Genomic DNA, 25,323 nt, shown 5'->3' on the forward strand with positions numbered 1-25,323 from the left:
TTTCCTCCCCAACCCATAACTTTTCCCACCACCGAGCATGGAGAGTGGCCTCAGCCCGTCTACATGATTTGGTGTGCGCCTACAGCGGATTGATCACCGGCTTCTTCACGTCCGTCCCCTCGTACCGGCTGTTGTTCACGGCGCGGCTGATCCGGTGGAACTGCAGTTGGCTGTCGAGATGATTGTCGAGCAGTAGGGCCTTCGCCTCATCACCTTGGGCATCGCCCGACAGCCAGGCATCGTAGGCATCCTCTTCCAGGATCACCGGCATCCGCCCGTGGATATGGGCGATGTGCTCCACAGCCGGCGCAGTGATGATGGTGCAGCTGGTCACGCCAAGGTTGTCGTTGCGCGACCAGAGCCCGGCAAAGCTGAAGCCACGGTGCTCCGGTAGGCAGAGGAGCCACGGGTCTTTCTTGCCGTCCTCGGGATTGGTGGTCCATTCGATATAGGCGTCGGCCGGGATCAGGCAGCGGCGCTTCTTGAACGGCTCTCGGAAAGCCGGAGAGCTGTCGATCGTCTCGATGCGAGCGTTGAACATCGTCGCCTTAGGCACTTCCTTGGCCCAGAACGGCACCAGCCACCAGCGGCCCTGATCAAGCTCCCGGTGGCCGGCCTTATCGTGGTGCACGAACTGCACATCCTGAGTCGGCGCGATGTTGTACCGCGGCTGCATGTTGGACGGCGCCACGGGGTAAAGCTCATCGCTGAGCTGATAGAGAGCGTGGAGATCCGCCCAGCTCATTTCATTGGTGAAGCGGCCGCACATCGTCAGGCCTCTTGCTTGGTGATGCGGACCATCAGCTGGTCAACTTGGCGCTCCAGGTTGTCAATCCGAGCCGTGAGCGCAGCTAAGGTCTCCATGTTCAGCAGTGCGGCAAGGTGTGCAGCGTTCCGCGCTTTAAGTTTGATCATCGCATGGGCCCGATAGACCTCTACAGTCCGACCAGAGAGTCCCAAAACCTCCCCCGCCTCGGCGCACGTCAGACCCTGCGCCGTAAGCTCTGCCACTTGGCGCTCTCTGCCCGATAGCTCGTCACGCATCAGTCATACCCCGGAAACTCCGTAAGTGTGCCCCACTCATCCCGCCAAAGCGAGCGCTCCTGCAGGCTGATGACCACGCGGTCAAAGGCCCAAACCTTACGCAGGACGTCGGCGATTTCCAAAGCAGCAGGAACGGGGTAGGGGCCCTGCATCCCGGCCTGCACCTTGTCGCCTTGGGCGACCCAATCCGGCCAGTAGACCGAAGCCGCAGGTTCGCCAAACTCTATGCCGAGCTCCTCTAAAGCCGCTGCATCGTTGCCTATCCCGACGGTGATCGCGTCGAAGGCGACCTCATCATCGTCATCGGTCCACTGGTAGGCAGGCTTCACTTCCGCTTCGCCGCTCCGTCTGCCTTGCGGTCCAGTTCGTCAAGGAAGGCCTGCGCCCCGGCCTTATCCTGCCGCTCATCCTCCTCGGCCCCAACACCTGGACCGATGAGATCCTCGACCATGCCGATCAGGGCTGGCTTGAGCTTCGGTATTGAAGGGCCCCGCATCATCAGTTGCACCATTGAGTTCGTTCGCTCACGCGCTCGTGAACGTGACGGGATAGTCTAGACCTGATTTGGAAGTCGCTCCAAGTGACAAGGAGCGCTCCCATGCAACCCTACCTGTTCCTCGCCATCGCTATCGTATGTGAGGTGATAGCCACTTCGGCGCTCAAGGCTTCCGCAGGGTTCACCCAACTCTGGCCGTCTGTCGTGGTCGTGGTGGGTTACGGAGTGGCGTTCTATTTCCTATCGCTGACGCTTCGTACTTTTCCGGTTGGCTTGGCCTACGCCATCTGGTCTGGCGCGGGCATTGTCTTGGTGTCAGCAGCAGGTTGGGTGCTTTACGGCCAGAAGCTGGACCTCTGGGGATTCGTCGGGTTGGGCTTCATCATCGCCGGGGTGCTGATCGTAAACCTCTTGTCTCAGTCCGCATCTCACTAGCTGAGGCACGCCTATTAGTTGCACCACCACTCTTTGCCGTTCGGCCATGCCCTGGCCAACCGCTCCTCGATCAGGATGTCGCCCACATCCCGGCCGTCGATCCTGATGGTGGCGAGGCGGCGCTTGCTGCGGGTGCTGTCGAGGCCGAAGCGCTCGATGGTCCACTCGTTTGAGTTGAGCAGTTCCAAGAGCCTGGTACTGGCCTGCTTAGCGAGCGTGACTTCCCGATCGCCACCGCAGATGCTGCTTTGAGGTTCGGGCGTGTCGAAGTCCTTGAGCCGGATGTTCTCGCCGTGCAGCCACAGCGTGTCGCCATCCACCACGCAGGTCTTGGTTGGCGTGTTTGGCTGATTGCCGCACATCTCCAAGCGCAAGCGGGGATGGGGTTGAGCTGCCGCGGGCAGGGCAGCTTGCAGCATCAAGACCGCGGCAATTAGCAGTGTGGCGTGCTTCATCAGTCCACCGGGTCGTCGTCGTTGGCGATCGGGATTTCTTCGTCCACCTCTGTGGCGGCCATGAACTCGGCAAGCGCGGAGATGAGCGTCGCCGCCGCGCTCCTGTTGACCGAGATCGGTAGGAAGCCCTGGTCTGTGTCCAGTTCTAGAATGCCAAGGTGGTGCTCCTCTACGGAGATCACGCGCACCTGGCAATCCAGCAGGCGGTTGGGTTCGTTTAGGTCTATGGTGATGTTGAGGCTCATGCGCTTACGCTATCTCGGTCGGGCAGGGCGAAACAGCCCAAACCTCATCACCCGCGCATTTGCCTCCGCCGATCTGGATCGCGCTTGCGAGCCTATCCATCCGGCTGTGCATAGTATGTTTAAGGGTAGCCCCCAGCAACACCAGAGTTAACCCGCAGTAAACCGCGTTTTGTTAGATTTCGACAGGGCAGTGCGTTCATGAGAGGGCCTGCAGGTGCGTCGAATCAAGAACCTGATCCAAGAGTTCAATCAAGCAACCAACGGAAACGTCGCTGTCCTTACAGCATTCTCCTTAATTCCCATGCTGGTCCTCGCTGGCGGCGCAACAGATGTCGCTCGGCACGAGTCGTATCGCGTTCAACTTCAGGATGGCGTCGATCGCGCTGTTCTTGCGGCGGCATCGCTCAGTCAAACCCAACCGATCGAAGCTACGGTGGGTGAGTACCTTAAGTCCTTGCCGTTTATTACTGATGTTGATGTGCAAGTTGATGCAGATAGTTCAACAAATAACCGCGAGGTAACTGTCACGGCGACCTACAACATGGAAACGTCATTTCTGCGCCTGATTAGCATAGAGAGCATAGACGTGACCGCTAGGGCTACAGCGGTGGAAAAGCGGCAGAACATCGAGATTTCCCTTGTTCTTGATATCTCCGGGTCCATGCGGAACGGCTCGCCATCCCGTATTCGCCTTCTAAAGCCCGCAGCTAAGCAGTTCATTGAGACTATTCTGAACGAAGAAAGTGCCGCCTACACTTCGGTCAGCATCGTCCCCTATGCAGGTTCAGTAAACCCAGGAGCTATGGCGTTCGGGGGACTTGGCATTCCGCGACGGCACAACCATTCGTCGTGTGTTGAGTTCACCGCGGGGGACTACGCAACCGGCGTTATCCCGTTCAACCAGCGCACACAGGTTGCTCACTTCACTAATTCTCATCAGGGTGTTTCTTACCCTGGGCTAGGCTGGCCCTGGTGTCCCCTGGAGGATACCTCGATAAGCTACATCACCAACGACGCGAACTACCTCAAGAGCCGTATCGACTCTCTGATAATGTATGACGGGACTGGTACTGCTATTGCCGTCAAGTGGGGCATGCTGCTGTTAGAACCCGCCGCTCAGCCTTTGATGGCGTACGCCGCTTCCCACGGGATGGTGCCGGCAGAGTTCTCCAGCCGTCCTGCCCGTTTCGATGACCCGAACACGATAAAGTTCATCGTTCTGATGACAGATGGTGACATTACCGAGCAGCGCCGGCCAAATGTTTATGACTACCCACGAGCGAAAGAACAGGACAACTACACATCGCAGAACAGGAACAGTGCTAGAGACAGCATGTATGCGGTCTGCAACCGGGCGAAAGCAAACGGCGTAATTGTTTTCACCATTGGGTTTCAGGTGAGTAGCCAGGGTCGGGCAGAGATGCAGAACTGCGCCTCGAGCATCAGCCATTTTTATGATGTCAACGGCATCGACATTGATGCGGCATTCAGATCTATCGCCACCGCTATTCAAAAAGTGCGCCTTACGGAATGACGGCGTTAGGGTTGCCACTGCGGCGGCTAAAAACATTCTCCCGGGACGCCACAGGGGCGAGCGCTGTCGAGTTCGCTCTCGTTGCACCGCTTCTGTTCGCAGTTTTATTCGCCACCTTGGAGGCGGGTTGGACAATGCTGCAAACCATCATGCTGGATCGCGCTCTTGATATCTCCGTTCGTTCGCTCCGCATCGGAAGCATGGAGAATCCTACACATGGGGCGCTTCGCGATGAAGTTTGCGATGCTGCGATGATCTTGGTGGATTGCAATAGGAACCTGATTCTTGAGCTTATCCCGGTCTTGAACAGCGAAAGCTACCCGAGCGATCAGGCGAGATGCGTGAACAGGAGCAGCACGGTTCAGCCAACAGTACGGTTCAACGCTGGGCAAAGATCGCAAACCGTGTTCGTCAGAGCCTGCTTTGTGGTGGATCCGTTAACACCGCTTTTGGGCTTGGGCCTGGCTCTGCCGAAGGATGAAAGTGGCGCATACCGCATCATTGGCAAAACAGCCTTTGCTAACGAACCCGGATCCTAAGTGATGATCCCGCGGTTCTTGGACGACAATCACGGTGTAGCGGCCACTGAGTTTGCTCTGATCCTGCCTCTCCTGCTCGCATTGCTCCTAGGCACGATCACGATTTTCGACCTGTTCCGCATGGCGCAGCGTACCCAAAAGGCGACGTTCACCATTGGAGACATTCTCTCTCGTCAGAGCGCAATCGACGATAGTATCATCGAAGAGATGCAAGACTTGCTGGAAAACACAATAGACGCGGCTGGGGATAGCAACGTCAGGGTGAGCAGCATTTCCATGACTGGAGGAGCGCTGGTGCTGGACTGGAGCAAGCCCCAGCAAACCAACGGAACGGCAGCTGACAGGGACATCCCATACAGCGTCATCCCTGATATGGCCGATGGTGATTCCGTAATTCTCGTAGAGAGCTTCGTTCCTCACGTAGCCATTGTCAGTGGCTTTGGAATCGATGAACTAACATACGAGAACCACTCGGTGCACAGACCACGGTTCGTCGGCAGGATTGCCTTCCAAGAGTAGCTTCCCCGCAGTCTGGGCGAACAGGTAAAGCTCGTCACGGACTTGTAGGCGGCATGGATGTCCGCGCCGGTTATCTCTTTCGTAAAAGTATCCGCACACAGCGATAAACCCATCAGGTGGGCAGGTCTAGGTACAAGTCGACCAGTGCTTTGGCGCGCTCTAGGCAAACCTGCTCCCCTTCCTCCTCAGTTGCTGAGACTTTGGTTGGGAAGGGAGCTGCCGTGCCCCGTTCAGTGATTTCAGCTGTGAATAGCTTGTCTTTTAACAGCACGATGACGTGCCCTCGATAATATGCCAGCAAGGGCCACCTCATACACAGGTGCATCAGGAACGAGGGGTCCTAGGTCTTGGTTTCAGCTCATTCTGGGTTCACTCGTATCCGGGAAACTCCGCGAGTGTGCCCCACTCGTCTCTCCAAAGCGAGCGTTCCTGCAGGCTAATGACCACGCGGTCAAAGGCCCAAACCTTACGCAGGACGTCGGCGATTTCCAGAGCAGCAGGAACGGGGTAGGGCCCCTGCAGCCCGGCTTGGACCTTGTCACCTTGGGCGATCCAATCCGGCCAATAGACGGAAGCGACAGTCTCGGGAATGGTCAGCCCGAGCTTTTCCAGTACTGCGGTGTCGCCGCTAATGCCGACCGTAATGGCGTCCAATGCCACTTCATCGTCGTCATCAGTCCATTGGTACACCCGGCGAGTCAGGCAGGTCTTGTCCGGAGTGTTCGGGCGGTTACCGCACATTTCAAGCTTCGGCGTGCCTGCCAGCACAGGCATCGTCAGTGCGGTAAATTCGATAAGCAGCAAGCCTGTTGTTTTCATGTCGTGTATCCTGTGCTTGCTAAAATCAACCAAGTTGGTGCGCCCGCCAGGCAAGACGTCGTCTGCCATTGACTCCCTTTATCGTTGCTGCAAGCTTTGAAAAATGGGAGACATCCATGAAAATATCACAGGCTCTACTTGCGGCTGCACTGATGGTGCTGTCGGTGTCCAGCGCTGCCAATGCCCAGGGCGACATGAACTGTTCGGATTTTGGTTCCTGGCGTGAAGCGCAGGATTTCTACGAAGCCCAAGGCTCTGGGGATCCACATGGGTTGGACCGGGACCGTGACGGTATCGCATGTGAGAGTCTGCAGTGAGACTGATCCGAACTGTTGGACCAGCACGCGGGTTTTGGAACATGCATGCATTTCTGTCTCTGTTGGCTATGGGGTGTCTGGTAACCCCTTCGGCAGCTGAAACCATCTATGCGCCCTCGGGAGCGGTGCTGGAGAAGGTCACTTGCAAGTCATCGCCCACCGACTGCATGTCCAAGGCTGGACGCACGTGCCGAAGTCCATACCAAGTGGTAGACAGTGAGAGCCATGCAAGGGGGTCTTTTGGCAGACTGGTTGCCGGGCCCGGTGACTTGGTACTCCATGCTGCATCAATGCGGCGCATCTGACGGTCGCATGCCGTCCTTTGAGCAGCGTGGCCCGGAATGGCGACCACCGTCATATGCTTCCTGTTCGGTCAGCGGGCAATCAGTCTATTGCTGGGGGAACTAAGGCTCCGCGCTGGTGCAGCGGCGGCTCCTATTGTCTCCAGCAGTGAACGATGAAGTTAGATTAGCCGCGTTTCACCTGAGCGCCGCACCCGACGCAGTTTGACAACCATTCGGGGCCGCGCAATGATCGCTCACCCTGCTGGCATGTGCCCGCGGGGAATTAGCCCGGCTGTGTTCCACGCCGGCGCAACTGGCAGATCAGCAAATGGCTACCACCGGCACCGTGAAGTTTTTCAACACCACCAAAGGCTTCGGCTTTATCTCGCCTGATGGTGGCGGCAAGGACTCCTTTGTCCATATCTCGGCCGTTCAGCAGTCTGGTCTCCAGGGCCTCTACGAAGGCGACAAGGTGACTTACGATGTGGAAGCTGGCCGTGACGGCAAAGAGTCAGCAGTCAACCTGAAGCTTGTCTCCTAGCGCCGACTCCAAGCAGACGCCCAATCCAAAGCCCCGGCTAGTGCTGGGGCTTCATGGTTTCCGGGGGCCGTCTCAAAAAGAACCCGCCAACAAGGCGGGCTAGTCCGGTTGGGGCAGCGCCGTCCACTATGGGTGTGAGGCGCTGCGGATCAAGACTGGCAGAAACCTAGTTAACACAACCCTAAGGCGTTGTTGCTGCGCTACTTGGCAAGTCAGATGCGCTTAATCGTCCGGCGCGCACGCGTTTAATGGGGTCTTAATGCAGTGGGCGCAAATTGGTGAGATCAGGTTCTCCTTCCCTCTCCTGGTCCAACTAAAAGGCATCCTACTGGGTGCCTTTTCTTTGTTGGATCGAATGCTGGCGGGTAGGGCTATCGGCCCTTAGTCCACTCTGATGCCGCTCGGGCCGACGCTGATGTCCACTGTGTTCTGGTCCCGCTGATAGGCCTGATAGGCAAAGAACCCGCCGACGATCAGGACGGCCGCGATCAAGGCGATCAAAAGGTTACGTGTTGTCATATCTGGGTATTCCTGATGGGCAATGAAGGTCAACGAGCTCATCTCATTGAACGGTAAACTTCGCAAAGAGGGGGCAGTTCATAGCGGCCGAATGCTCAAGCAAACCGCAGTTCGGCTAAGCAGGCGGCCGGCTTTGATCTATTCGACCATCCATTGTGGCGGGACATAGCCGCCGCTCTGACACTCACGGATCACTTCACGGATGTCAGCCAAGCGTATGCGGACAAGTGGTGAGATCGACAGGAGTGCTTCATCCGAGGCGTCGGCTACTTTGCCGATGGTCGCCAAGCCGCGCCTTGGAGTAGTGATGCCGATGAGACAGACATCTCCGTCGCATCCACAGGGATGTCGCGCCGGTCGCCGGCAAATAGGATGTCGTCAGGCATCGGCAGAATCCTTCTGCACTAGCCTATACCACGGGCGCCGCTTAATTATCGCAAGTGAATCCATCAGACGGCACACGATGGCCTAGAACTACCGCTATCAAGCACCCTCTTAATCGAAGATCTCTTCCAGCAAGTCAGCGATCTTTTTCAGACTGCGGGCGCGTGGGTTCTCGTAGCGCCGAGCGGAGCCATGTTGCTTTGGCAGGGGCTGCGCTTGAAGCGCCATCTCCCGGTATGCCTCGATTATCTTATCGAGCTCGCCGCGATCGAACCAGGCACCGTGGCACTCAGGGCAGTAGTCGATCTCAATCCCGTGGTTCTTGCTTTTAAACAGCGGGACGCCGTGATGGGGACAGTTCATGGCGCGGTGCTCCACCACAATGCCTATCCTTCGGCCTTCATGATTGCTGCAACAGCAAAGGTGTACTGCTGAGGTCGGTAGCTGGACAGATTGGAATAGGCGATCCTTTCCATCCACACGCAGACAGCCTGTCCACCCTCAATCTTCTCAACAGTCATTTTCGGGCCGCCGGACTTAAGCTGAACGACGTCGCCTGGAGCAAATTCCATTGCCTACTCTCCATGTGACGGGACGTGACACAGCACACTGCCAGGAGAGGCAAGGCTAGGGGGCGTGTACCGCTAATCACGAGGACGAAATCCCGACAGATGCGTCCAGCCAGACGGCCCCAGGTCAAACCACCGCCGAGCGCGTTTACGGTGCTAGATGGGAGCGGGAGCGCCTCGACTTCATTCGAGCATCGTGGCTGTCTACGAACTCCTCAAGGCCGGGCTAGTGTTTGCCAGCTTCGATCTCAAAGAAGCAATGGCGTCTCGGCGACACTGGTCGAACTGATCATTGTTGATGAGTTTGGCTCGAAAGCTGCTGGCCAACCTCACCGCTTCGATAATTGTCCGAAGTGTGTGGCGGCCGGCCGAGACTACCCCAGCGCTAGCGTGATGGTTGTCACATCAAGCCCAGGAAGCTTGCGACTACGCCTCCAGCTGCGCCGCAAACTCGATTCCCCGGATGTATGCCGAACATCGCGGTGGCCCACCATATCGAGTTATCGCGATCCTTCCGTTACATTGGACAGCCGAGAAGTGCTCTCAGAAATTAGAATCAACCGCAAACACGGAAGACAGACCGGCGAGTACCATGACCTTGGTGCACGGTTTTCTAGCTTTGCTCGACTGAGCAGCAGGGTCGCGGTCAAGGCGGGAGGCCGCAAAGAGGTGAGCAAGATGCGACGTCCGAGACCGCGCCGCTAGAGGCGTGGCTGTGACTTGACGGCGGCAACTGTAAAGTCTCAATATTGATACAAGTCATAGTGCCATCCGCAAAACGTCCATTCGTGGGAGTCGCCGTTGTATCTTCTTAAGGCCACCGACGTGGCCAAAACCTTTCAGACGCGTCAGGGACAGTCTGTGGAGGCGCTGGCTCCAACGAACCTTGAGATTGAAGAGGGTGAGTTCCTCAGCCTGATTGGCCCGTCCGGGTGCGGCAAGTCTACTTTGCTGCGCATTATCGCCGGACTCATACCGCCTAGTTCCGGCAAGATCGAATGGCGTTCAGAGTCGGATGTGAAGAACACCAACATTGGCTTTGTCTTTCAGGAAGCTGTTCTCCTGCCCTGGCTCAACATTCTCGACAATGTTCGCTTCCCACTCGACACTTTTGGCGCGCCACGCAAGGACAGCGACGAAAAAGCGCACGAAATGCTGGCCCTGGTTGGGCTCAAGGATTTCGCCAAGGCATTGCCTAAGGAGTTGTCTGGCGGCATGCGGCAGCGCGCAGCGATCGCCCGTGCGTTGGTTTACCGCCCCAAAATCGTCCTTATGGATGAGCCATTCGGGGCTCTCGACCTCCTAACGCGAGATCGAATGAATGATGAGCTACTCCGTATCCGGCAGGAAGTTGGCGCAACCATCGTTTTCGTCACCCACTCGATTGAAGAAGCTGCTTATCTTTCGGACCGGGTTGCGGTCTTGTCGGCGCGTCCAGGTCGCCTACGCTCCATTCATACGATCGATCTTCCTAAGCCCCGTAGCGAGGCCAGCAAGGATGTTCCTGAGTTTTTTTCCTGGCTGTCGGTCCTGCGCAAGGAACTCAAATGACTGCCCGTCCGATGCAGCGCGTAGTCAGTTTCATTGCCACACCTATTATTCTGATCGCGGCGTGGTGGGGCTATGTGACCGCTTTTGATGTGCCCCGTTATGTGCTGCCAGCTCCGCAGATGGTGTGGAATGAACTGGTGCGGCTCTTCGCTTCCGGCGATATCTGGCCTCATCTAGGGCATACACTCGGCATTATCCTGGCTGGCTTCGCCTTGGGCTCGTTGAGTGGCTTTGTAGTCGGCTTTGTCCTCGCCAAATCGCCTCGCGTCGAGCGCGTCATCGCTCCGTATCTTCTGTTTTTCCAGACTGCGCCCAAGATCGCCCTCGCGCCGTTGTTCATTCTTTGGTTTGGTCTGGGCCTAACGTCGAAAATTGTCCTGACTGTTTCGCTGGTGTTCTTCCCCGTCATGATAGGCACCATTCTGGGTCTCCGCTCGCTGTCGTCGAACTACCACCAACTGTGCGAAATCCTGCAGCTCAACCGCTGGCAGAAGCTGATGCGGGTAGAATTGCCCGCAGCCGTACCAGAGATTTTCGCCGGGCTCAAAATTGGCGCCATCCAAGCCACCATTGGCGCAATTCTCGCCGAATGGCTTTCGGGGGGTACCGGCCTTGGATATCTAATGGTCTTCGCTGGCACGACCTACAAGGCGCCCCTGCTGTTCGCCATGGTCATCATCACCTCCTTGCTGGGCATATTGGTCTACCAAGTCCTCGCCCAGGCTGAAAAGTGGTTGCTCTCATGGCGCTAATTGATCGCTCCGCGACCTGGCCCTGGAAGGGCGATACGCCCGTCCACCTGCCGCGGCCCGATGTAGTCCCCCAGGACTTCCTGTTGCCTGGAGATCCAGGCCGCGTAGACATGGGAGAAAGCGTTCTCACCGACTTCGCTGTTGTTGGCCAGAATCGTGAATTTCGTATGGGCGTTGGCTTCTTTGAGGGGCACCGAATTGGGATTTGTTCCACCGGCATCGGTGGCGCTTCTACCGAAATTGCCATGGTCGAGTTGGCGGCGATGGGCGCCAAGCGCATAGTCCGCATCGGAGGAATGGGCGCGTTGGCCAGGGATTTATCACTGGGTGATTTTCTTATTGTCAGGCAAACACCGCCCAACAGCGCCTGCGCCCGGCCCTATGCACCAGCGGACCGCGCGGTGACCGCAGCGCCAGAAATCGTCGCCATGCTAGACAGCCGGCGCCGTTCTTTGGGCTTGGCCGGCCGTATCGGGTCAGTGATAACGGCGGATGGATACTATCGTGCCCAAGGGCGCCCGGATCACGGCGATGGGAGGGGCAACCCCGACCTCCTCGATGGGCTCGCCGGCCAAGGTGCCGATGGCATTGAGATGGAAGCCGAGATTGTCTTTGCCGTAGGTGCGGCGCTCGGCGTGGCGGCTGGTGCTGTTCTGGCGGTCCACGCACACAGGCGCTCGGATGGCTGGCTCGAAGACTATGAACAAACCCAGCGTGATCTTATCACCATTGCCGCCGGTGCACTTGCCGCTAATCCGACTTCCTATTCCCTTGAAAGGACGCCTTTATGAAGCATATCGCCTTACTAGCCGCAGCATCGACTTTCGCCTTGGGCGGCGCGTTTACGGCTTCAGCGCAGGAAGTGAGCCCGGTCACCATCCAGATTGATGGAGCTGCGGTTCCGTACTACTTGCCACTGTTCGTTGCAGACCATTACGGCTACTTCGAAGACGAAGGCCTAGACGTAGATTTCCTTTATGCTAACGCCGCTGATATCTTGACCAATGTCGCCGTGGGAAACGTTCAGTTCGGTTTCCCCAATGGCGATGCGGTGATTGCCGCTCGTGCCAATGACTTGCCGGTCAAGGTTGTCCATACAACCTACCAGAACGGCATCGGAGCAGTGTTGTTCAAGACCTCGTCTGGTATTCAAAGCCCAGCGGAACTGGCTGGTAAGACCGTCGCTGTCACTTCCTATGGCAGCCCGAACTACATCCAGCTCCAGGTGATGATGGCTCAGGCGGGCCTCTCAATCGACGACGTCAACGTCGAAGTGGTCGGCACCGGTGCCATCGTCGAGGCCCTGGCCTCTGATCAGGTCGACGCCATCGCCTTCTCTATGCTGCGCTATTACAACCTCCAAGCCGATGGCATCGATGTAGGAATGCTGCGCGCAGACGACTACCTGCCATCTAAAGGCAACGTTCTTGTGACCTCGGAAAGCTTCCTCGACAACAACCCTACCCAAGTAGCCGGTTTCATCTCCGCCCTCAATAAGGGCATTCAGCACATCGCGGATGGGAACGTCCGCACCGAGATCGGTATGGCGGTAGCTCAATACACGCCCACTTTTGCGGGCCAGGAAGAGCTCGTGGCTCAGATCATCAGCGAAGTGTTCTTGCCCTCACTTTGGCAGAGTGAGGATACCGCGGCCCACGAACTAGGCTATGGTAACCTAGCAAGCTGGCAGAAGACCATCGACACTGCCGTAGAGTATGATGTCATTCCGGAAGGGTTCGAAGCCAGCGAACTCGTCGTCGAGTTGCCATCGTCGATCCAGTAATTAACTTCAGATCGGTCAGGCGGCACGCCGCCTGACCATAGAGGTACGTTCGTGCTCAGAACCGTCGTTTCGCTCGTCGTCTTTCTTACGCTCTGGCAGCTTCTCCTGATAATTTTCAACGTGCCGGCGTTTTTGGTGCCATCACCGTGGGCGTTGGTGCAGAAAGCCTGGTTCCTGACGACCCAGGCGGGGCTTCTGGGTCACATCCCGGTTACTCTGGCTGAGATTCTTATCGGCCTCGCCATCGGGGTTGTAGTCGGGGTCGTCGCGGCTCTCGTTTTCGATCGTCTTCCGTTAGTCGAGATGCTTCTCAACCCCATCATCGTTTTTCTCCAGACGGCGCCCAAGATAGCCATCGCGCCACTGTTGTTGTTGTGGTTAGGGCTCGACATGACGCCCAAGATTGTACTTGTCGCGATCGTCACCTTCTTTCCAATTCTCTCAAACATGCTGTCTTCGCTCCGGGCCATGCCTGCTGAGCTGGAGGAGTTCGCGCGGATCCTTCGCCTGAACTCGTTTCAACGTGTGTGGCGTCTGGAGCTGCCAATGGCGATGCCTATGCTGTTCTCGGGGTTGAAGGTCGCGGTCACCCTGGCCGTGACCGCAGCAGTGATCGGTGAGTTAATGGGCGCGCGCTCCGGCTTGGGGTACTTACTTAGCCTCGGCCAAGAAACGTCGGATGTCGAACTAGTTCTGGTCACCGTTTTCATCCTCTCCTTTATTGGATTTGGTCTTTATGTCCTGGTAGCAGAGGCCGAGCGCAGAATCCTCGGCTGGCACGAAAGCGCCGCCATTCTTGACCCCGAGGGGGCCTAGTACGTTAGCCGCGATTAACGGGTGAGATTGCGGTGGTGCCGTAGGAACCCACCTCGGCGAAGGGGACGCCGCAACATCCCCGGCACGTCAATACCTCAGAGGGATTACAGCGCCTGCCACCAGATCGGCTACTTCACCTTCCGCGCGGGGCTGGACTGCTCTGAGGCGACTGTTGGGCCCTGATCCAGGGAGATCAGAAACGATCCGGCGACTGCATCGTATGCTCCGCCCTTGAATGTAATCGTGGCAGAGTCCCCGTCTTCAATAGGAATGGTCCTCACGCCGAAGCTTTCGCCAGAGAGCTGGAAGCCTCCGGCGAGAACCTGGAGGTCAGCTCCAGCATCGGCCCGCAACCGGAACTGGACAGGTTGAACGGCATCAGCGGCCAGCATGATGTTGACCTCCTGCATGTTGCTTTCCATGGCGGCAAAGGTCTCGGTGGTGCCAAGGCGCACAGAGTGGGAAAAGGCAGAGAGTAGGGGCTCTCCTTCAACCGCATCAACGAAGATCGCGAAGGCACTTCTGGCGGCACCGGCACGGTTTTCCGACGTGATCAGTGGCAATTCACCTTCGAGCTCCAGCTCCGCAGAGCCGTAATCGCCTCGCGTCATTTGGAAGTCGTCAATTGACAAGTAGCGCTCGGCGATTGCCTGCAGCTGATCCATTTGAGCTCGCTGCTCCGCATCAAGCTCGCCCAGGACGTTGAAGCTTGCAGCGAAACGAACGGTTACATCTTCTCCGGCAAGTGCACTGTTGATGTCCTCTGCCGAAAGGCGAACCTCAACCATTTCAGCTTTGCAGCCCGCCAGAGCCCCCGCAATAGCCAGCCCAACTACAAGTCTCTTCATAAACGTTCCCCCTCTAGATCCCTCCACAGTTGGAGCATCAATGCCGAGAAAGCACCAGCCGTCAAAGCGCTGGCGTGAGCAGGTTAAGACGCTGATTGCTAGCGACTTTCATATTCCACCTCTGTCTCGTACAGTACTGGTCTCGGTGGAGCGCGACATGTCAGAACCCGTAGTGCTTGTGCTGTTCGCAGCGCCGTTCGTGGCCGTGGTAATCATGGTGCTTGCGATGTGGCGCGAGCACAGATCATGGTCGCGAGTAGTTGCCGCGGAAGTCGCTAAACGGACGACGCTGGAGAGCCGATTTTCTAAGATAGTGGACGCGGATGCCGAAGCCGCGAGCATTGTAGAGGTGGCGGAGAATTCGGCTCGACAGCGGGAAGAAGCTGCTCAGAAGACCCTAGCGTCTCTTAACGCTCGAAACAGCGCCCTCGCGCAGAACGTAGAGGATCTGCGGCAGTCTTACAGCGAGAAAAAAGCTGTTTACGATCGCCTCGCTAAGCAGGTTGCAATCTTCGATGAGCGGCTCGCGTTCGCTGAGATGGGGGTGTACGAGCCACATTTCGATTTCGACTCCAGCGAGGAATATAAGTCCTCTATCGAGGCAGTACGTGAGCGGCAGAAGTCCCTCGTGACGGCGAAGTCGGCGGTAATCTGCCGAACAGCGTGGACTGTCGACGGGAGCGCGGCAAAGGGCAAAACGATGTCCGACCGGGCCATTCGCCTGACGCTGAGAGCATTCAACAGTGAGTGCGATGCAGCCATAGCAAACACGCGGTGGAACAACGCCAATGCCATGGAGAAGCGCATCGAAAATGCCAGGAACCAGATCGACAAGCACAATGCGTCCAATGCAGTGGAGATCACCGATCGGTTCTTCGACCTCAAGATCGAGGAGCTTCGTCTGACGCATGAGTATCGTGAGAAGCTGAAGGAGGAAAAAGAGGAGCGCTTGGAAGCCAGTCGAGCCTCGCGCGAAGAGCAAAAGCTCATCCGCGAGATGGAGCAAGCTGAGGAAGAGGAAGCCAGGTACCAGCGGTTGCTCGACAAAGCGCACGCCGAGGCAGCCAAGGCTGTTGGGCCGAAGCTCGACGCCTTTTCTCAGAAGATCGCAATGCTGGAGCAGGATCTGGCTGAAGCTCACGCAAAGGCAGAGCGCGCTCGCGCGATGGCTGAAATGACGAAGTCTGGTTACGTCTACATCATCTCCAACATCGGATCGTTCGGACCCGACCTGGTGAAAATTGGCCTGACGCGCCGGCTCGACCCTGCTGATAGAGTACGAGAATTGGGTGACGCCAGTGTGCCGTTTTTGTTCGACACTCATGCCATTATTTACAGTGATGAGGCCCCGGCGTTGGAACGGGCGCTTCATCAGGAATTTGCGAAAGAACGGGTAAACGCCACCAATTTCCGCAAGGAGTTCTTCCGGGTTTCACTTGATCAGGTCGAAGGCGCCGTTCGCCGGCTCGCCCCCGCAGCCAGCTTCTTCAGGGACGTAGAGGCTCAGGAGTACCGAGAGACAATGGCGCTCAGGAATGCCCAGCTTGCAGCACAGCACCAGCAAGTCGAGGCCCAGTTTCCTTCGTTTATATAGCCGGGAATAGCTCCGGTCCTTCGGCCGTTCGGCTCGCCCACAAGGACTTTGCTGCTGGAGTGATTGCCCGTGGTCTGAACGGGAGAGGCGTGCAGTTCTGGTAGTTTCGCGTGCTAATTGGCGCCAGCCAGTGCGGCCGGCACAGTGTGTATCTGGTGCGAATCAAACGTCAGGCAGCAACCGCCCATCATAGTCTGCTTCATAGAGGAGTGTTGGCTCATGGCACGAGAGCCATGCGTGCCAATCTTCCCATGCTGACCCGAAGAAAGACGAGGCTTCCGACGTCCCATTTCCGTCCTCGACATGCAGAACTGGCCACAAGTCGCCAGTCCAGGTCGGAGCGGTGGCATCGAACGCGGGATCGAAGCGGGCCGAGGAGAATGTCGAGATATTCTGGTCGACTGTCTGCCTGCTAAGGATCAGGTGCTTGCCCGTATTGGCGATCTGTTGGCAGGTCTTGAGCTTGGGAAGCTCTTCAGAGTAACGGTCCCGGAAACCTGCTGCAGCTTCCCTTGAGAGTGTTCTATGCCCGCACAACTCCTTGTGCCGTTCAGGTGAAACCGAAGCGAGTACCCAATCCACCAGGTGCCAAGCGTCATTTGCACAATCCAGCGCTGCATACCGTGCTTCGCTGGATACCTTGGCTTCTTTAAGCCGGTACAAATCGTATCGCAATTTGCCCAGAAGATGGACCGGTCGGTGGAGCCCAAAGTTCGTTGCCAAGCACGCCTCCCGAAAGCGGTGATCTCATTGCGGGCGCCTGTGAGGCCGCTACCGGCTCAAGTCCGCGCATTGTCCGCTTCCGCACCTGGATTCACGAGCATCACTCCTGACGGGGCACGACCCCATTGATGATTAACATTCATTACCAGCAGCCCTCCAACCGCATGTGTGTTCGTTCGCCATGATTGAACGCTCGTCTAACGTCTGTTACGATCCGGTGGTCTAATGTCATCGCGATGTGCTTTGTGTCTGAACCGGTGCTCCTACTTGAACCAAAGAACCGCCCACGCAAGCTGCCGACTGATCGTAAGCGCAACCGAGGCGGCTTTGTTGAGACGCGCACCGGAGCTTACTACGGCAAGCTGGGCTATCTGGCCGGTCTTGGCCGGCCAGCCAACCGGATTGCCGAGGAGATGGGCGACGGTATCAGCGAAGGCTATGTGCGTGTCCTGTTGCAGCGGTGGGGCGTAGGGCCTGGCTCCGGGGAAGCTTGGTGCCAAGTGCCCCTGACCAACCTGCAACGCACCTGGCTGAACTACCGGGCAACCAAGGAGGGGATTTCGCCAGAGGAGTGGCTGCGGCGGAAGATTGTCGAGCTGCTCTGAGGCTTCTCACCGGCTACTGAGCAGAAGCTTTTTTTGCCATGGATAGCCAACGTTCGCGTATTTCATGCTTACGTCGGTCAAGCACCGATTGCATCAATCGATGCTGTGGCTCGCGCCCGAGGTGCTTGGCCACAAACGGCAGCTGGCTGGCGTTGTCGCCGTAGACGTATGTCGCAGCTCCTCTGACTACATGCCGATTACTAATTCGCACCAACTCGCTCAGGGAAATGGTCTCGATCTGATCCAGCATCTGCGTGTCTTGGCTTGCTAAGAACAACGTGGTTGGGCTGATCGGCATGGCTATGTGGTCCCCGCGGTTGGTTAGTCCGCTGGTGCGGATGACGGGACGATCAGACGTGAGTAGTGAGTTAGAAGCGCCCACTGTCGAGAGAACCCGCCATTGCATGTTGTTGATGACAGTGCCGACGTTCTTACTGTCGATCACGCTAGCAAGCGTCACGAGACCCGAACGCTCCACCTCATCGGGCGCCATTTGCTCTATGAGATCCGCTAGAGTTGGGGGCAGGCCTTCTCCGCGCATTGTGGCGTATCGCTCCTCCCACCCTGGGTCCACATCCGCCAACTCAAGGGGCCAATGTCTCCGAAAGGCATCCAAGTCTTCGGGGCAACGGAGAAGTAGTGAATACAGGAATCTAGACCATCCAGACCTCAGTCTGGTTGTCCAATCCCGGGAACTGCCGCCCTTCGCCTCCAACAGCCTGAGCGCGCTCGCTGCCAGGGAATCCACTGGCGCAAAGAAGAACGACTCAAGCCGCTGGGCTATGTCGTCCGGGCTACCCCGTGCCTGATACAAGTCGCGGACGAACCCGGTCTCTGCTGGATAAACACGTTTGTCGATGACGGAAAGCACATGCGGGCGGCTCCTGAACTGGCAGAGCTTCCCATCTGCCCCTGCCCAGCGCTTGAGATAAAATTCTGGAATATAGTGATGTTTCCGCGGATCATTCATCAAGATCAGGCGCACCGCTCAGCGTCTTGAGGAACGGCATGTAGGGAAGGCGCATAAGGATCGTGCCGTCTCTTGCGACTGTGCCTGCGGTAATGCCCCGGCAGAGAAGGTTTACCCCGCCTTGGTTCCGCTGGCAGATCGCGTCGGGGCTGTCTATCGCCCGCAGCCCCGGTAGGCCGTGCACCACTGCCGTTACGCCGTCAGGCAAGGCTCCTATGGGCTGAATAACAAAAACCCGGACGCCTGCGAAATAGGCGATCAGCGGCACCAGCAGCACAACAGCGCCGACTGTAACAATGACCTTACGCATTTGGCGGCCTTAATCGTCGCGGGTGTAGCAGGCGTGCTCGAACTCGTTGCGGAACTCGGCAATGGCCGTCTGTTTGTTTTCATCATACTGAATTGTGGAGAGCCATAGGCCGACTTGACCATGATGGTGGCAACGTCGACCAGGGCCGCATCCGCCCCGCGAACCACCCCCATGGCTGTGGACATGGGCACGCCGTCCTGACGGATAGTCATTACCACGGCAGCCAGTTCGCCGATCGAGGGGCACATTTCTTCTGTTTTTTGCTGCCCCACAGCCGCCCCCGTCGTGGCGATCAATGTGATAGCTATGGCCGTGATTATCTTCATGTTGGTGCGCCTCCCATCCCTGCGCCGCGCCAATGATGACTCGGCAGGAGCGGCAAGCACAAGCGTCCGCCTGCGGCGGGCGATCGGTCATGTCGCGATCCATGTCGCATGGATTCGCCGAGTATGTTGAGAAAAAGCCGGAAATGCTGGGGAGCGCAGCGCAACATGACCGCGACATGCAGGGCACGGGATTCTCCCGTACGTCAGCGCATTCGGCAGCGAAATCAAAACGTTAGAGCTGGCTGGGGAACCTGGATTCGAACCAAGATTGACGGAGTCAGAGTCCGCTGTTCTACCGTTGAACTATTCCCCAATGCGCAAGCGGCATCGGTGGGCTGTGAGCGAGCCCGGCGCTGGGAGGCTGGCGGGGCGGGTGCCCGGCTGGCTTCGGGGCGGCTTTTAGCACATGGGCGGTGGGGATCAAGGGGCTTTGACGGAGAAAGCGCGGGGTCAGTGGATAAACCTGGCCCAGCCAAGGGCGCGGCCTACGGGGAAGCGGCACCGAGCAGCTGATTTTAGGGTAGATAACTGGCCAGGATTGCCCACCGATGGCGGCTGTCCGCTCCGCCGTTGTGGGCTCTTGCCATGCTCCTTTCGGGCGCTCGGGCGCTTTGCAGGGACTTGGCGCCCGGCTTGAGCGCCGCGAGGGTGGGGCGACAAAGGGACAAGGGCGAGGTCGATATCCTTACCTCCCTCAAGAGGATAGCGCGCCAGCAACAATCCTTGCCATTGCGCTTGGCCGCCCCTTGCACTACCTTATCGCGTGACACGCAATAAACAGTGCCCGGGCGCGTCCGGACAAGCCGGACCGGCGACCGTGCACGCAGGAGTTCACAGTGACCGATCCCGATCGGTCCGCTGCAGCGCCGTCGCTTGCCGACGATGCGCCATTCCGTTCCCGGCCAGCGCAAGGCCAGCCGGGCAGGGAAGAGGGGGCCGGTGCGCCTCCATACCCCTCGGAACAGCGGACATCAGCCGCACCTCCACCTCCCCGCCGGCATCGGGGCACCATCTATGCCGCTCTCGATCTCGGCACCAATAATTGTCGGCTCCTGATTGCCCGACCCCATGATGGCGGCTTTCGGGTGCTGGATGGGTTTACCCGCATCGTGCGGCTGGGCGAGGGCGTTTCCGTCACCGGCCGGCTCGGCGATGCCGCGATGGAGCGCACGGTCGAGGCGCTGCGCCATTGCCGCAACAAGCTGCGCGAGCATCAGCCCGCCCGCATGCGCCTGATCGCGACCGAAGCCTGCCGGGCGGCGGAAAATGGCCCCGCTTTTTTGCAGCGGGTCAAGGATGAACTGGGGATCGAGCTCGAGATCGTCGATCGCCGCACGGAAGCCGAGCTGGCCGTGACCGGCTGCGCCGACCTCATCGATGGTGGGGCGCAGGGAGCCCTCATGTTCGATATCGGGGGTGGCTCATCCGAGCTCGCCTGGCTCGATTTCCGCGGCGGCCGCCCGAAGGCCACCGGGCGCATGTCCGCCTCGATCCGCTCCTGGCAGTCGCTGCCGGTGGGCGTGGTGTCGATTGCCGAGCGCTTTGGCGGCGTCGATGTGACCCCGGCGGTGTTCGAGGCCATGGTCGCCTATGTCGCCGATCAGTTGCGCCAGTTCCGTGGCCGCGAAAAGCTGCGCCAGATGATCACCACCCATCCCGTGCACCTGATCGGCACGTCGGGCACGGTGACGACGTTGGCGGGGCTGCATCTGGGGCTCGAGCGCTATGAGCGGCAAAAGGTCGATGGCTTGTGGATGAACCGCGCGGAGGTGGATGAAACCATGCGCGTGTTGCTCAACATGCCATTCGATCGCCGGGTGGCTCACCCCTGCATCGGGCGCGACCGCGCCGATCTGGTGCTGCCGGGCTGCGCGATCTTTGAAGCCATCCGGCGCGAATGGCCGGCGGAACGCGTGCGGGTGGCTGATCGGGGCCTGCGCGAAGGGATCCTGATTTCGCTGATGGATGCCGACAAGACTCGAACGCGCGCCTCGCGCTATCCGACGCGGAGAAGCAGCAATGGTTGACAAGGCACTGGGTACGGGCGGGCGCAAGTCCGACAAGGACCTCAAGATCCGGGTCAAATCGGCCAAGGGACGCAAGGTTTCATCCACCAAATGGCTGGAGCGGCAGCTCAACGACCCCTATGTGGCGCGGGCGCGTGCTGCGGGCTATCGCTCGCGGGCGGCGTTCAAGATCAAGGAGATGGATGAAAAGCACCATCTGTTCCGCAAGGGCATGCGCGTGGTCGATCTGGGCGCGGCGCCGGGCGGGTGGTCTCAGGTGGCGGCGACGGCGACAGGCTCCACCGAGGCTAATCCGCTGATCGTGGGGATCGATTACCTGGAAATGGATCCCATTCCGGGCGTGATCCTGCTGCAGAAGGATTTCACTGACGACGATGCGCCGGCCATGCTGATCGAGGCGATGGGCGGCAAAAAGGCCGATCTCGTGATGTCCGACATGGCCTGGCCGACCACTGGCCATCGGCCGACCGATCACCTGCGCATCGTGCACTTGATCGAGATTGCGGCGGACTTTGCGCTCGACGTTCTGGCGCCGGGGGGCACCTTTGTGGCCAAGGTGTTCCAGGGCGGCACCGAGCATGAGCTGCTGCACATGCTCAAGCGCCACTTCCGCACCACCCAGCATTCCAAGCCACCGTCCAGTCGTTCCGACTCGGCGGAGGCTTATCTACTGGCCAAGGGTTTCAAGGGGCGCCAAGCGCCCGAGGCGGCGGCGGAAGACGACGAGGACTAGTGTCCTCTAAGGCACGGGTGCTGGCATGGCTGGCATCGGCCACGACCCAGGCGGTGGCGCCCAGCATTACCGCATCTTCCACGACGCCAGTCGTGGTCTGTCCATGGTCGCGCATTGCCGCCATGCGCGCGTTAAAGGTGAGATAGGCCGCGGCGAGAGCCCCCGCCGCTCCTAGCAACGCCCCGGTATAGCGCTGTTCGCGCGGGGCCAGGGCCATGCCGGTGATGGCGCCGGTGATCGCGCGGGCGGCCAGGCCCGGCGCAATGATCCGGTCGGGTGAGGAGGGCAGTTTGTCGCCCAGCAATTCGCCGGCGGCGAGCGCGACCGTGCCCGCAACCACCAGGGGATGACCCAAAAAGGGCGGGGCGCCGTTATCGGCGGGCAGGGCACCGCGATTGGCGGCAATGGACACGGCCGCAAGGGGGCTCAGCGCCCGCATGCCGCCGGCCATGCCGATCAGAAGGGAATGAAACAAGCGCAGAACTCCGTGGCTGGATTGATCCTGCCAGCAACGGGTGGGCTGTGCCGGAGTTCCTCGCCCCCTCTTACTCGGCCGCCGGGGCCGGGCGCGTCAGCTGGTGGCCGGCATTGCCGGGCAGGCGCATGAAGAGCGCCGTCGAGATCAGGCACATGCCCGCCAAAACGAAAAACGCCAGGTGGAAATCGGCGAGGATCAACTCGCCCCCCCGCAGGGCATTGCTGGCTTCGAGAATGCCACCTCCCAGCGCCACGCCAAGGGCGATGGTCAGCTGTACATTGACCTGGCTGATCACATTGGCCTGGCCGGCGTCCTTGTCGTTGATGTCGGAAAACACAAAGGCATTGCTGCCGGTCCAGAAGATGGATTGCCAAAAGCCCACCACAACGAGAATGGCGATGATCAGGGGCAGGGGCGTTTGGGGGGTATAAAGCCCCATGGCGACGAGCCCCAGCGCCGACACGGCCGTCGCGACCACAAGGGCGTTGCGGAACCCCATCGTGGCAAAGATCTGGTTGGCGACGAATTTGGCGATGATGGCACCGACGGCACCAGCGAAGGTGACCATCCCTGACTCAAAGGGCGACATGCCAAAGCTGAGCTGCAGCATCAAGGGAAAGAGGAACGGGATCGCGCCCTGGCCCAGGCGGAAAAACGAGCCGGCCACGACGGCGCTGCGGAAAAACGGGAAGCGCAGCAGCCGCAGATCAAACAGGGGCTTGGGGGTGGCCAGCGCGTAGCGGACGTAAAGCAGGCCGAGCACAATGCCCAGCACTGTCGCGATCACGCCAAACAGGGGCGGCAGGGCGGGCAGGCTGATCACCGAGGTGCCAAAAACAAAGAGGGCAAAGGCGCTGCCAGCCAGGATGAAGCCCTTGAAATCCATCATGCCCGGTTCGATCCGCTCCATTTCGGGCAGGAACTTGCTGACGAGAGCGATGCCGACCATGCCGATCGGCACATTGATCAGGAAGATCCAGTGCCAGGACAGATAGGTGGTGAGAAAACCGCCAAACGGGGGGCCCACGACGGGCCCGATGAGACCGGGGATGGTCAGCCACGCCATGGCCGCGACCAGGTCGTGCCGGGCGGTGGAGCGCACCAGCACAAGGCGCGCTACGGGCGTCATCATCGCGCCGCCCATGCCCTGAAGGAAGCGGGCGCCGACAAAGGTTTCCAGCGAATTGGCAAAGGCGCAGGCGAGCGAGCCCAGCACGAAGACGCCCATGGCCCAGCGAAACACGGTACGGGCGCCAAACCGGTCGGCCATCCAGGAGCTGATGGGGATAAAGATCGCAAGCGCCACGAGATAGGCCGTCAGCGCCAGCTTGAGCGAGATCGGGTCGGTGCCGATATCGCTGGCAATGGCATTGAGCGATGTCGAGATCACCGTGGCGTCCATGTTTTCCATGAACAAGGCGGTGGCGAGGATCAGGGGCGTGATGCGGGACAAATCTGTGTTCGAGCCAAGGGGCGGCAGCCCCCCACTCACTCCTTTGTGGCAACTAGGGCCTTGTAGCCCGAGACATTGTTGCCCGCTTCCGCGGGGAGGCGAAGATAAACGAGGCCGGCAAGGGCGCTGACGCAACCAACAACGAAAAACGCGATCTGGAAGTCGGCGAGGGACAGTTCCCCGCCATGGGTGCGGGTGCTGATTTCCAGCACCGCCCCTGCCACCGCAACGCCAAAGGCGATGCTCAGTTGCTGGGCTACAGCAACGATTGCGGTGGCCTGGCTGGCATCCTCGTCGCTGATATCGGCGTAGCCCAGCGCGTTGGAGCCGGTAAAGAACATCGAGCGCAAGACGCCCCCGACCAGCAGCACGGCCATGATCAGGGGCACCCAGGTGGTGGTCGTGAAGGTGCCCTGCACCGCGATCAGCACGCCGCCGATGATGCCGGCGACGGCCAGCACATGGGGAAAGCCGAACCAGGCAAAAACGCGTTCGGCGATGAACTTGCTCATGATGGCGCCGATTGCGGACACAAAGGTGATGGCGCCTGACTGGAAGGGGTTAAGTCCGAAGCCGAGCTGCAGCATCAGGGGCAAGAGGAACGGCACGGCGCCTATGCCGATGCGGTAGATCGAGCCGCCGATGATGGAGGAGCGGAACAGGCGCTGGCGGAACATGCGCGGGTCGAGCAGCGGATATTTGGTGCGCTGAGCATGGAGCAGATAGAAAATGCCGGCGACGACCCCGACGGCAATGGTGAGATAGCCATAGATCAGGGGCAGGGCGGGCAGGCTGATCACCGAGAGGCCAAACACGGTGCCGGAAAAGGCGATGCTGGCGAGCAAAAAGCCGACGGCGTCGATGGGGCGCGAATTGCGCTCGTCCTTGACCTTGAGGTACCGCCCGGCGAGCAGAATGCCGGCAATGCCGATGGGGATATTGATCCAAAAGATCCAGTGCCAGCTGAGATAGGTGGTGAGGAACCCCCCGATCAGCGGGCCGGTGAGCGGTCCGATCAGCCCGGGCACGGTGAGCCAGGCCATGGCGGCAACGAGTTCGTTGCGCGGGGTCGAACGCACCAGCAGCAGGCGTCCAACCGGGGTCATCATCGAGGAGCCGATGCCCTGAAAGAAGCGCGAGATCACGAAGGTCTCGAGCGAATAGGAAAACGAGCAGGCGAGCGAGCCCAGCATGAACACGAAAATGGCGATGCGGAAAATGTTCTTGGCGCCGAAGCGGTCCGCCATCCAGCCGCTGACCGGAATGAAGATCGCCAGCGCGACAAAATAGCTGGTCAGCGCCAGTTTCAGCGCCACCGGCTCGGTGCCGATGTTCACCGCAATGGCGGGCAGCGAGGTGGCGATCACCGTGGAGTCCATCTGTTCCATGAACAGGGCGACCGCCAGGATGAGGGGTGTAACGCGGATCAAGGGAAAACCGGGGCAAAGCAAAAGAAGGGCCGACGCAGCAGCCAATGCCAGTATGGTCGCCAGCGGCGGCACTGGAAAGCGCAAACAAGTGTTGATCGACCAATTGATGAATGCTTGCTCTTGCCGCGCTGTATTGGCGGCGCTCGCCATGGGCATGCGCGTCATGCAAAGCCGGCACCCCCGCTGCGCGCCCGCCCCCCTATGCAGCGCAATCGGGGGGTGCT

The 25,323-nt window shown here is 59.2% G+C and carries 32 protein-coding genes and 1 tRNA gene; 15 read left to right on the top strand and 18 right to left on the bottom strand.

Features of this window, described 5'->3' with window-relative positions:
• Positions 1 to 79 precede the first annotated feature (79 nt).
• From HRU92_RS19390 to HRU92_RS19405, 4 genes are read right to left on the bottom strand one after another with little or no spacing between them, the layout of a single operon-like run.
• On the bottom strand, positions 80 to 769 hold the full coding sequence (locus tag HRU92_RS19390) for an SOS response-associated peptidase (protein ID WP_173088978.1): 690 nt from the start codon (positions 767 to 769) through the stop codon (positions 80 to 82).
• 2 nt (positions 770 to 771) lie between these two features.
• Complete coding sequence (locus HRU92_RS20800) at positions 772 to 1,044, bottom strand: helix-turn-helix transcriptional regulator (protein ID WP_173088980.1); 273 nt, start codon at positions 1,042 to 1,044, stop codon at positions 772 to 774.
• Positions 1,044 to 1,373 carry a hypothetical protein gene (locus HRU92_RS19400; protein WP_173088982.1) on the bottom strand — a complete coding sequence of 110 codons (330 nt, stop codon included), beginning with the start codon at positions 1,371 to 1,373 and terminating at the stop codon, positions 1,044 to 1,046. Before HRU92_RS19400 ends, HRU92_RS20800 begins: the two co-directional genes overlap by 1 nt.
• Entirely contained in the window at positions 1,370 to 1,555 is a 186-nt protein-coding gene (locus tag HRU92_RS19405) for a hypothetical protein (protein WP_173088984.1), read from the bottom strand. The genes HRU92_RS19400 and HRU92_RS19405 overlap by 4 nt, the downstream gene beginning before the upstream one ends.
• Positions 1,556 to 1,642: 87 nt before the next feature.
• Between HRU92_RS19405 and HRU92_RS19410 the strand changes: the two genes are divergently transcribed.
• Complete coding sequence (locus tag HRU92_RS19410) at positions 1,643 to 1,975, top strand: SMR family transporter (protein ID WP_173088986.1); 333 nt, start codon at positions 1,643 to 1,645, stop codon at positions 1,973 to 1,975.
• Positions 1,976 to 1,989: 14 nt separating this feature from the next.
• Here the strand turns inward: HRU92_RS19410 and HRU92_RS19415 are convergent, their stop codons facing one another.
• Positions 1,990 to 2,430, bottom strand: a complete 441-nt coding sequence (locus HRU92_RS19415; RefSeq protein ID WP_248307271.1) for a thermonuclease family protein — start codon at positions 2,428 to 2,430, stop codon at positions 1,990 to 1,992.
• On the bottom strand, positions 2,430 to 2,675 hold the full coding sequence (locus HRU92_RS19420) for a hypothetical protein (RefSeq protein ID WP_173088988.1): 246 nt from the start codon (positions 2,673 to 2,675) through the stop codon (positions 2,430 to 2,432). Before HRU92_RS19420 ends, HRU92_RS19415 begins: the two co-directional genes overlap by 1 nt.
• 214 nt (positions 2,676 to 2,889) lie before the next feature.
• Here HRU92_RS19420 and HRU92_RS19425 point away from each other — a divergent pair, with 214 nt between their 5' ends.
• From HRU92_RS19425 to HRU92_RS19435, 3 genes are read left to right on the top strand one after another with little or no spacing between them, the layout of a single operon-like run.
• Positions 2,890 to 4,209 (top strand): TadE/TadG family type IV pilus assembly protein, encoded by a 1,320-nt coding sequence (locus HRU92_RS19425; RefSeq protein ID WP_173088990.1) that lies wholly within the window; start codon positions 2,890 to 2,892, stop codon positions 4,207 to 4,209.
• On the top strand, positions 4,206 to 4,748 hold the full coding sequence (locus HRU92_RS19430; protein WP_173088992.1) for a TadE/TadG family type IV pilus assembly protein: 543 nt from the start codon (positions 4,206 to 4,208) through the stop codon (positions 4,746 to 4,748). Before HRU92_RS19425 ends, HRU92_RS19430 begins: the two co-directional genes overlap by 4 nt.
• Before the next feature lie 3 nt (positions 4,749 to 4,751).
• Complete coding sequence (locus HRU92_RS19435; RefSeq protein WP_173088994.1) at positions 4,752 to 5,267, top strand: TadE/TadG family type IV pilus assembly protein; 516 nt, start codon at positions 4,752 to 4,754, stop codon at positions 5,265 to 5,267.
• 369 nt (positions 5,268 to 5,636) lie between these two features.
• On the opposite strand, the gene HRU92_RS19440 is transcribed toward HRU92_RS19435, so the two are convergent.
• Entirely contained in the window at positions 5,637 to 6,155 is a 519-nt protein-coding gene (locus tag HRU92_RS19440) for a hypothetical protein (RefSeq protein WP_173088996.1), read from the bottom strand.
• A gap of 47 nt (positions 6,156 to 6,202) precedes the next feature.
• Between HRU92_RS19440 and HRU92_RS19445 the strand changes: the two genes are divergently transcribed.
• Both HRU92_RS19445 and HRU92_RS19450 read left to right on the top strand, forming a co-directional pair.
• Positions 6,203 to 6,403: an excalibur calcium-binding domain-containing protein gene (locus HRU92_RS19445; RefSeq protein ID WP_173088998.1), complete on the top strand. Its 201-nt coding sequence runs from the start codon at positions 6,203 to 6,205 to the stop codon at positions 6,401 to 6,403.
• 612 nt (positions 6,404 to 7,015) lie between these two features.
• The gene (locus HRU92_RS19450; protein ID WP_173089000.1) at positions 7,016 to 7,228 is read left to right on the top strand and encodes a cold-shock protein; all 213 of its coding nucleotides are present in this window, start codon (positions 7,016 to 7,018) and stop codon (positions 7,226 to 7,228) included.
• 381 nt (positions 7,229 to 7,609) lie between these two features.
• On the opposite strand, the gene HRU92_RS19455 is transcribed toward HRU92_RS19450, so the two are convergent.
• The 3 genes from HRU92_RS19455 to HRU92_RS19465 form a co-directional block, all read right to left on the bottom strand.
• Entirely contained in the window at positions 7,610 to 7,747 is a 138-nt protein-coding gene (locus HRU92_RS19455; protein WP_173089002.1) for a hypothetical protein, read from the bottom strand.
• 495 nt (positions 7,748 to 8,242) lie between these two features.
• Positions 8,243 to 8,494 carry a zf-TFIIB domain-containing protein gene (locus HRU92_RS19460; protein WP_173089004.1) on the bottom strand — a complete coding sequence of 84 codons (252 nt, stop codon included), beginning with the start codon at positions 8,492 to 8,494 and terminating at the stop codon, positions 8,243 to 8,245.
• A 23-nt stretch (positions 8,495 to 8,517) separates the two neighbouring features.
• Positions 8,518 to 8,703 (bottom strand): DUF2158 domain-containing protein, encoded by a 186-nt coding sequence (locus tag HRU92_RS19465; RefSeq protein WP_173089006.1) that lies wholly within the window; start codon positions 8,701 to 8,703, stop codon positions 8,518 to 8,520.
• A gap of 798 nt (positions 8,704 to 9,501) precedes the next feature.
• On the opposite strand from HRU92_RS19465, the gene HRU92_RS19470 reads away from it, so the two are divergent.
• From HRU92_RS19470 to HRU92_RS19490, 5 genes are read left to right on the top strand one after another with little or no spacing between them, the layout of a single operon-like run.
• Positions 9,502 to 10,251 carry an ABC transporter ATP-binding protein gene (locus tag HRU92_RS19470; RefSeq protein WP_173089008.1) on the top strand — a complete coding sequence of 250 codons (750 nt, stop codon included), beginning with the start codon at positions 9,502 to 9,504 and terminating at the stop codon, positions 10,249 to 10,251.
• The gene (locus tag HRU92_RS19475; RefSeq protein ID WP_173089011.1) at positions 10,248 to 11,003 is read left to right on the top strand and encodes an ABC transporter permease; all 756 of its coding nucleotides are present in this window, start codon (positions 10,248 to 10,250) and stop codon (positions 11,001 to 11,003) included. The genes HRU92_RS19470 and HRU92_RS19475 overlap by 4 nt, the downstream gene beginning before the upstream one ends.
• Entirely contained in the window at positions 10,994 to 11,794 is an 801-nt protein-coding gene (locus HRU92_RS19480) for a uridine phosphorylase (protein ID WP_282567800.1), read from the top strand. Before HRU92_RS19475 ends, HRU92_RS19480 begins: the two co-directional genes overlap by 10 nt.
• Positions 11,791 to 12,786, top strand: a complete 996-nt coding sequence (locus HRU92_RS19485) for an ABC transporter substrate-binding protein (protein ID WP_173089015.1) — start codon at positions 11,791 to 11,793, stop codon at positions 12,784 to 12,786. The genes HRU92_RS19480 and HRU92_RS19485 overlap by 4 nt, the downstream gene beginning before the upstream one ends.
• A gap of 51 nt (positions 12,787 to 12,837) precedes the next feature.
• Positions 12,838 to 13,602, top strand: coding sequence for an ABC transporter permease (locus HRU92_RS19490; protein ID WP_173089017.1), 765 nt, complete (start codon positions 12,838 to 12,840; stop codon positions 13,600 to 13,602).
• 128 nt (positions 13,603 to 13,730) lie between these two features.
• Here HRU92_RS19490 and HRU92_RS19495 read toward each other — a convergent pair whose 3' ends face one another.
• Positions 13,731 to 14,450, bottom strand: coding sequence for a hypothetical protein (locus tag HRU92_RS19495; RefSeq protein WP_173089019.1), 720 nt, complete (start codon positions 14,448 to 14,450; stop codon positions 13,731 to 13,733).
• Positions 14,451 to 14,490: 40 nt separating this feature from the next.
• Between HRU92_RS19495 and HRU92_RS19500 the strand changes: the two genes are divergently transcribed.
• Positions 14,491 to 16,044: a DUF4041 domain-containing protein gene (locus tag HRU92_RS19500; RefSeq protein WP_248307273.1), complete on the top strand. Its 1,554-nt coding sequence runs from the start codon at positions 14,491 to 14,493 to the stop codon at positions 16,042 to 16,044.
• 162 nt (positions 16,045 to 16,206) lie between these two features.
• Here HRU92_RS19500 and HRU92_RS19505 read toward each other — a convergent pair whose 3' ends face one another.
• Positions 16,207 to 16,767, bottom strand: a complete 561-nt coding sequence (locus HRU92_RS19505) for a hypothetical protein (RefSeq protein ID WP_173089021.1) — start codon at positions 16,765 to 16,767, stop codon at positions 16,207 to 16,209.
• Between the two features lie 257 nt (positions 16,768 to 17,024).
• Here HRU92_RS19505 and HRU92_RS19510 point away from each other — a divergent pair, with 257 nt between their 5' ends.
• Positions 17,025 to 17,372 (top strand): hypothetical protein, encoded by a 348-nt coding sequence (locus HRU92_RS19510; RefSeq protein WP_173089023.1) that lies wholly within the window; start codon positions 17,025 to 17,027, stop codon positions 17,370 to 17,372.
• A gap of 13 nt (positions 17,373 to 17,385) precedes the next feature.
• On the opposite strand, the gene HRU92_RS19515 is transcribed toward HRU92_RS19510, so the two are convergent.
• The 3 genes from HRU92_RS19515 to HRU92_RS19525 form a co-directional block, all read right to left on the bottom strand.
• Complete coding sequence (locus HRU92_RS19515) at positions 17,386 to 18,342, bottom strand: DUF4238 domain-containing protein (protein ID WP_248307278.1); 957 nt, start codon at positions 18,340 to 18,342, stop codon at positions 17,386 to 17,388.
• Positions 18,335 to 18,652 carry a hypothetical protein gene (locus tag HRU92_RS19520; protein ID WP_173089027.1) on the bottom strand — a complete coding sequence of 106 codons (318 nt, stop codon included), beginning with the start codon at positions 18,650 to 18,652 and terminating at the stop codon, positions 18,335 to 18,337. The genes HRU92_RS19515 and HRU92_RS19520 overlap by 8 nt, the downstream gene beginning before the upstream one ends.
• A gap of 565 nt (positions 18,653 to 19,217) precedes the next feature.
• A tRNA-Gln gene (locus HRU92_RS19525) sits at positions 19,218 to 19,291 on the bottom strand.
• Between the two features lie 523 nt (positions 19,292 to 19,814).
• Between HRU92_RS19525 and HRU92_RS19530 the strand changes: the two genes are divergently transcribed.
• Together HRU92_RS19530 and HRU92_RS19535 are read left to right on the top strand one after the other, a co-directional pair.
• Positions 19,815 to 21,005, top strand: a complete 1,191-nt coding sequence (locus tag HRU92_RS19530; RefSeq protein WP_349236748.1) for a Ppx/GppA phosphatase family protein — start codon at positions 19,815 to 19,817, stop codon at positions 21,003 to 21,005.
• Complete coding sequence (locus tag HRU92_RS19535; protein ID WP_172125384.1) at positions 20,998 to 21,738, top strand: RlmE family RNA methyltransferase; 741 nt, start codon at positions 20,998 to 21,000, stop codon at positions 21,736 to 21,738. The genes HRU92_RS19530 and HRU92_RS19535 overlap by 8 nt, the downstream gene beginning before the upstream one ends.
• On the opposite strand, the gene HRU92_RS19540 is transcribed toward HRU92_RS19535, so the two are convergent.
• From HRU92_RS19540 to HRU92_RS19550, 3 genes are all read right to left on the bottom strand, one after another.
• The gene (locus tag HRU92_RS19540) at positions 21,689 to 22,213 is read right to left on the bottom strand and encodes a DUF4126 family protein (RefSeq protein ID WP_210259547.1); all 525 of its coding nucleotides are present in this window, start codon (positions 22,211 to 22,213) and stop codon (positions 21,689 to 21,691) included. The two genes, HRU92_RS19535 and HRU92_RS19540, sit on opposite strands and share 50 nt — an antisense overlap.
• Before the next feature lie 70 nt (positions 22,214 to 22,283).
• The gene (locus HRU92_RS19545; RefSeq protein WP_173089029.1) at positions 22,284 to 23,669 is read right to left on the bottom strand and encodes an MFS transporter; all 1,386 of its coding nucleotides are present in this window, start codon (positions 23,667 to 23,669) and stop codon (positions 22,284 to 22,286) included.
• Between the two features lie 35 nt (positions 23,670 to 23,704).
• Complete coding sequence (locus tag HRU92_RS19550) at positions 23,705 to 25,264, bottom strand: MFS transporter (RefSeq protein ID WP_282567801.1); 1,560 nt, start codon at positions 25,262 to 25,264, stop codon at positions 23,705 to 23,707.
• Positions 25,265 to 25,323 lie beyond the last annotated feature (59 nt).

The organism is Devosia sp. 1635 (genome assembly GCF_013185955.1).
GTDB lineage: Bacteria > Pseudomonadota > Alphaproteobacteria > Rhizobiales > Devosiaceae > Devosia.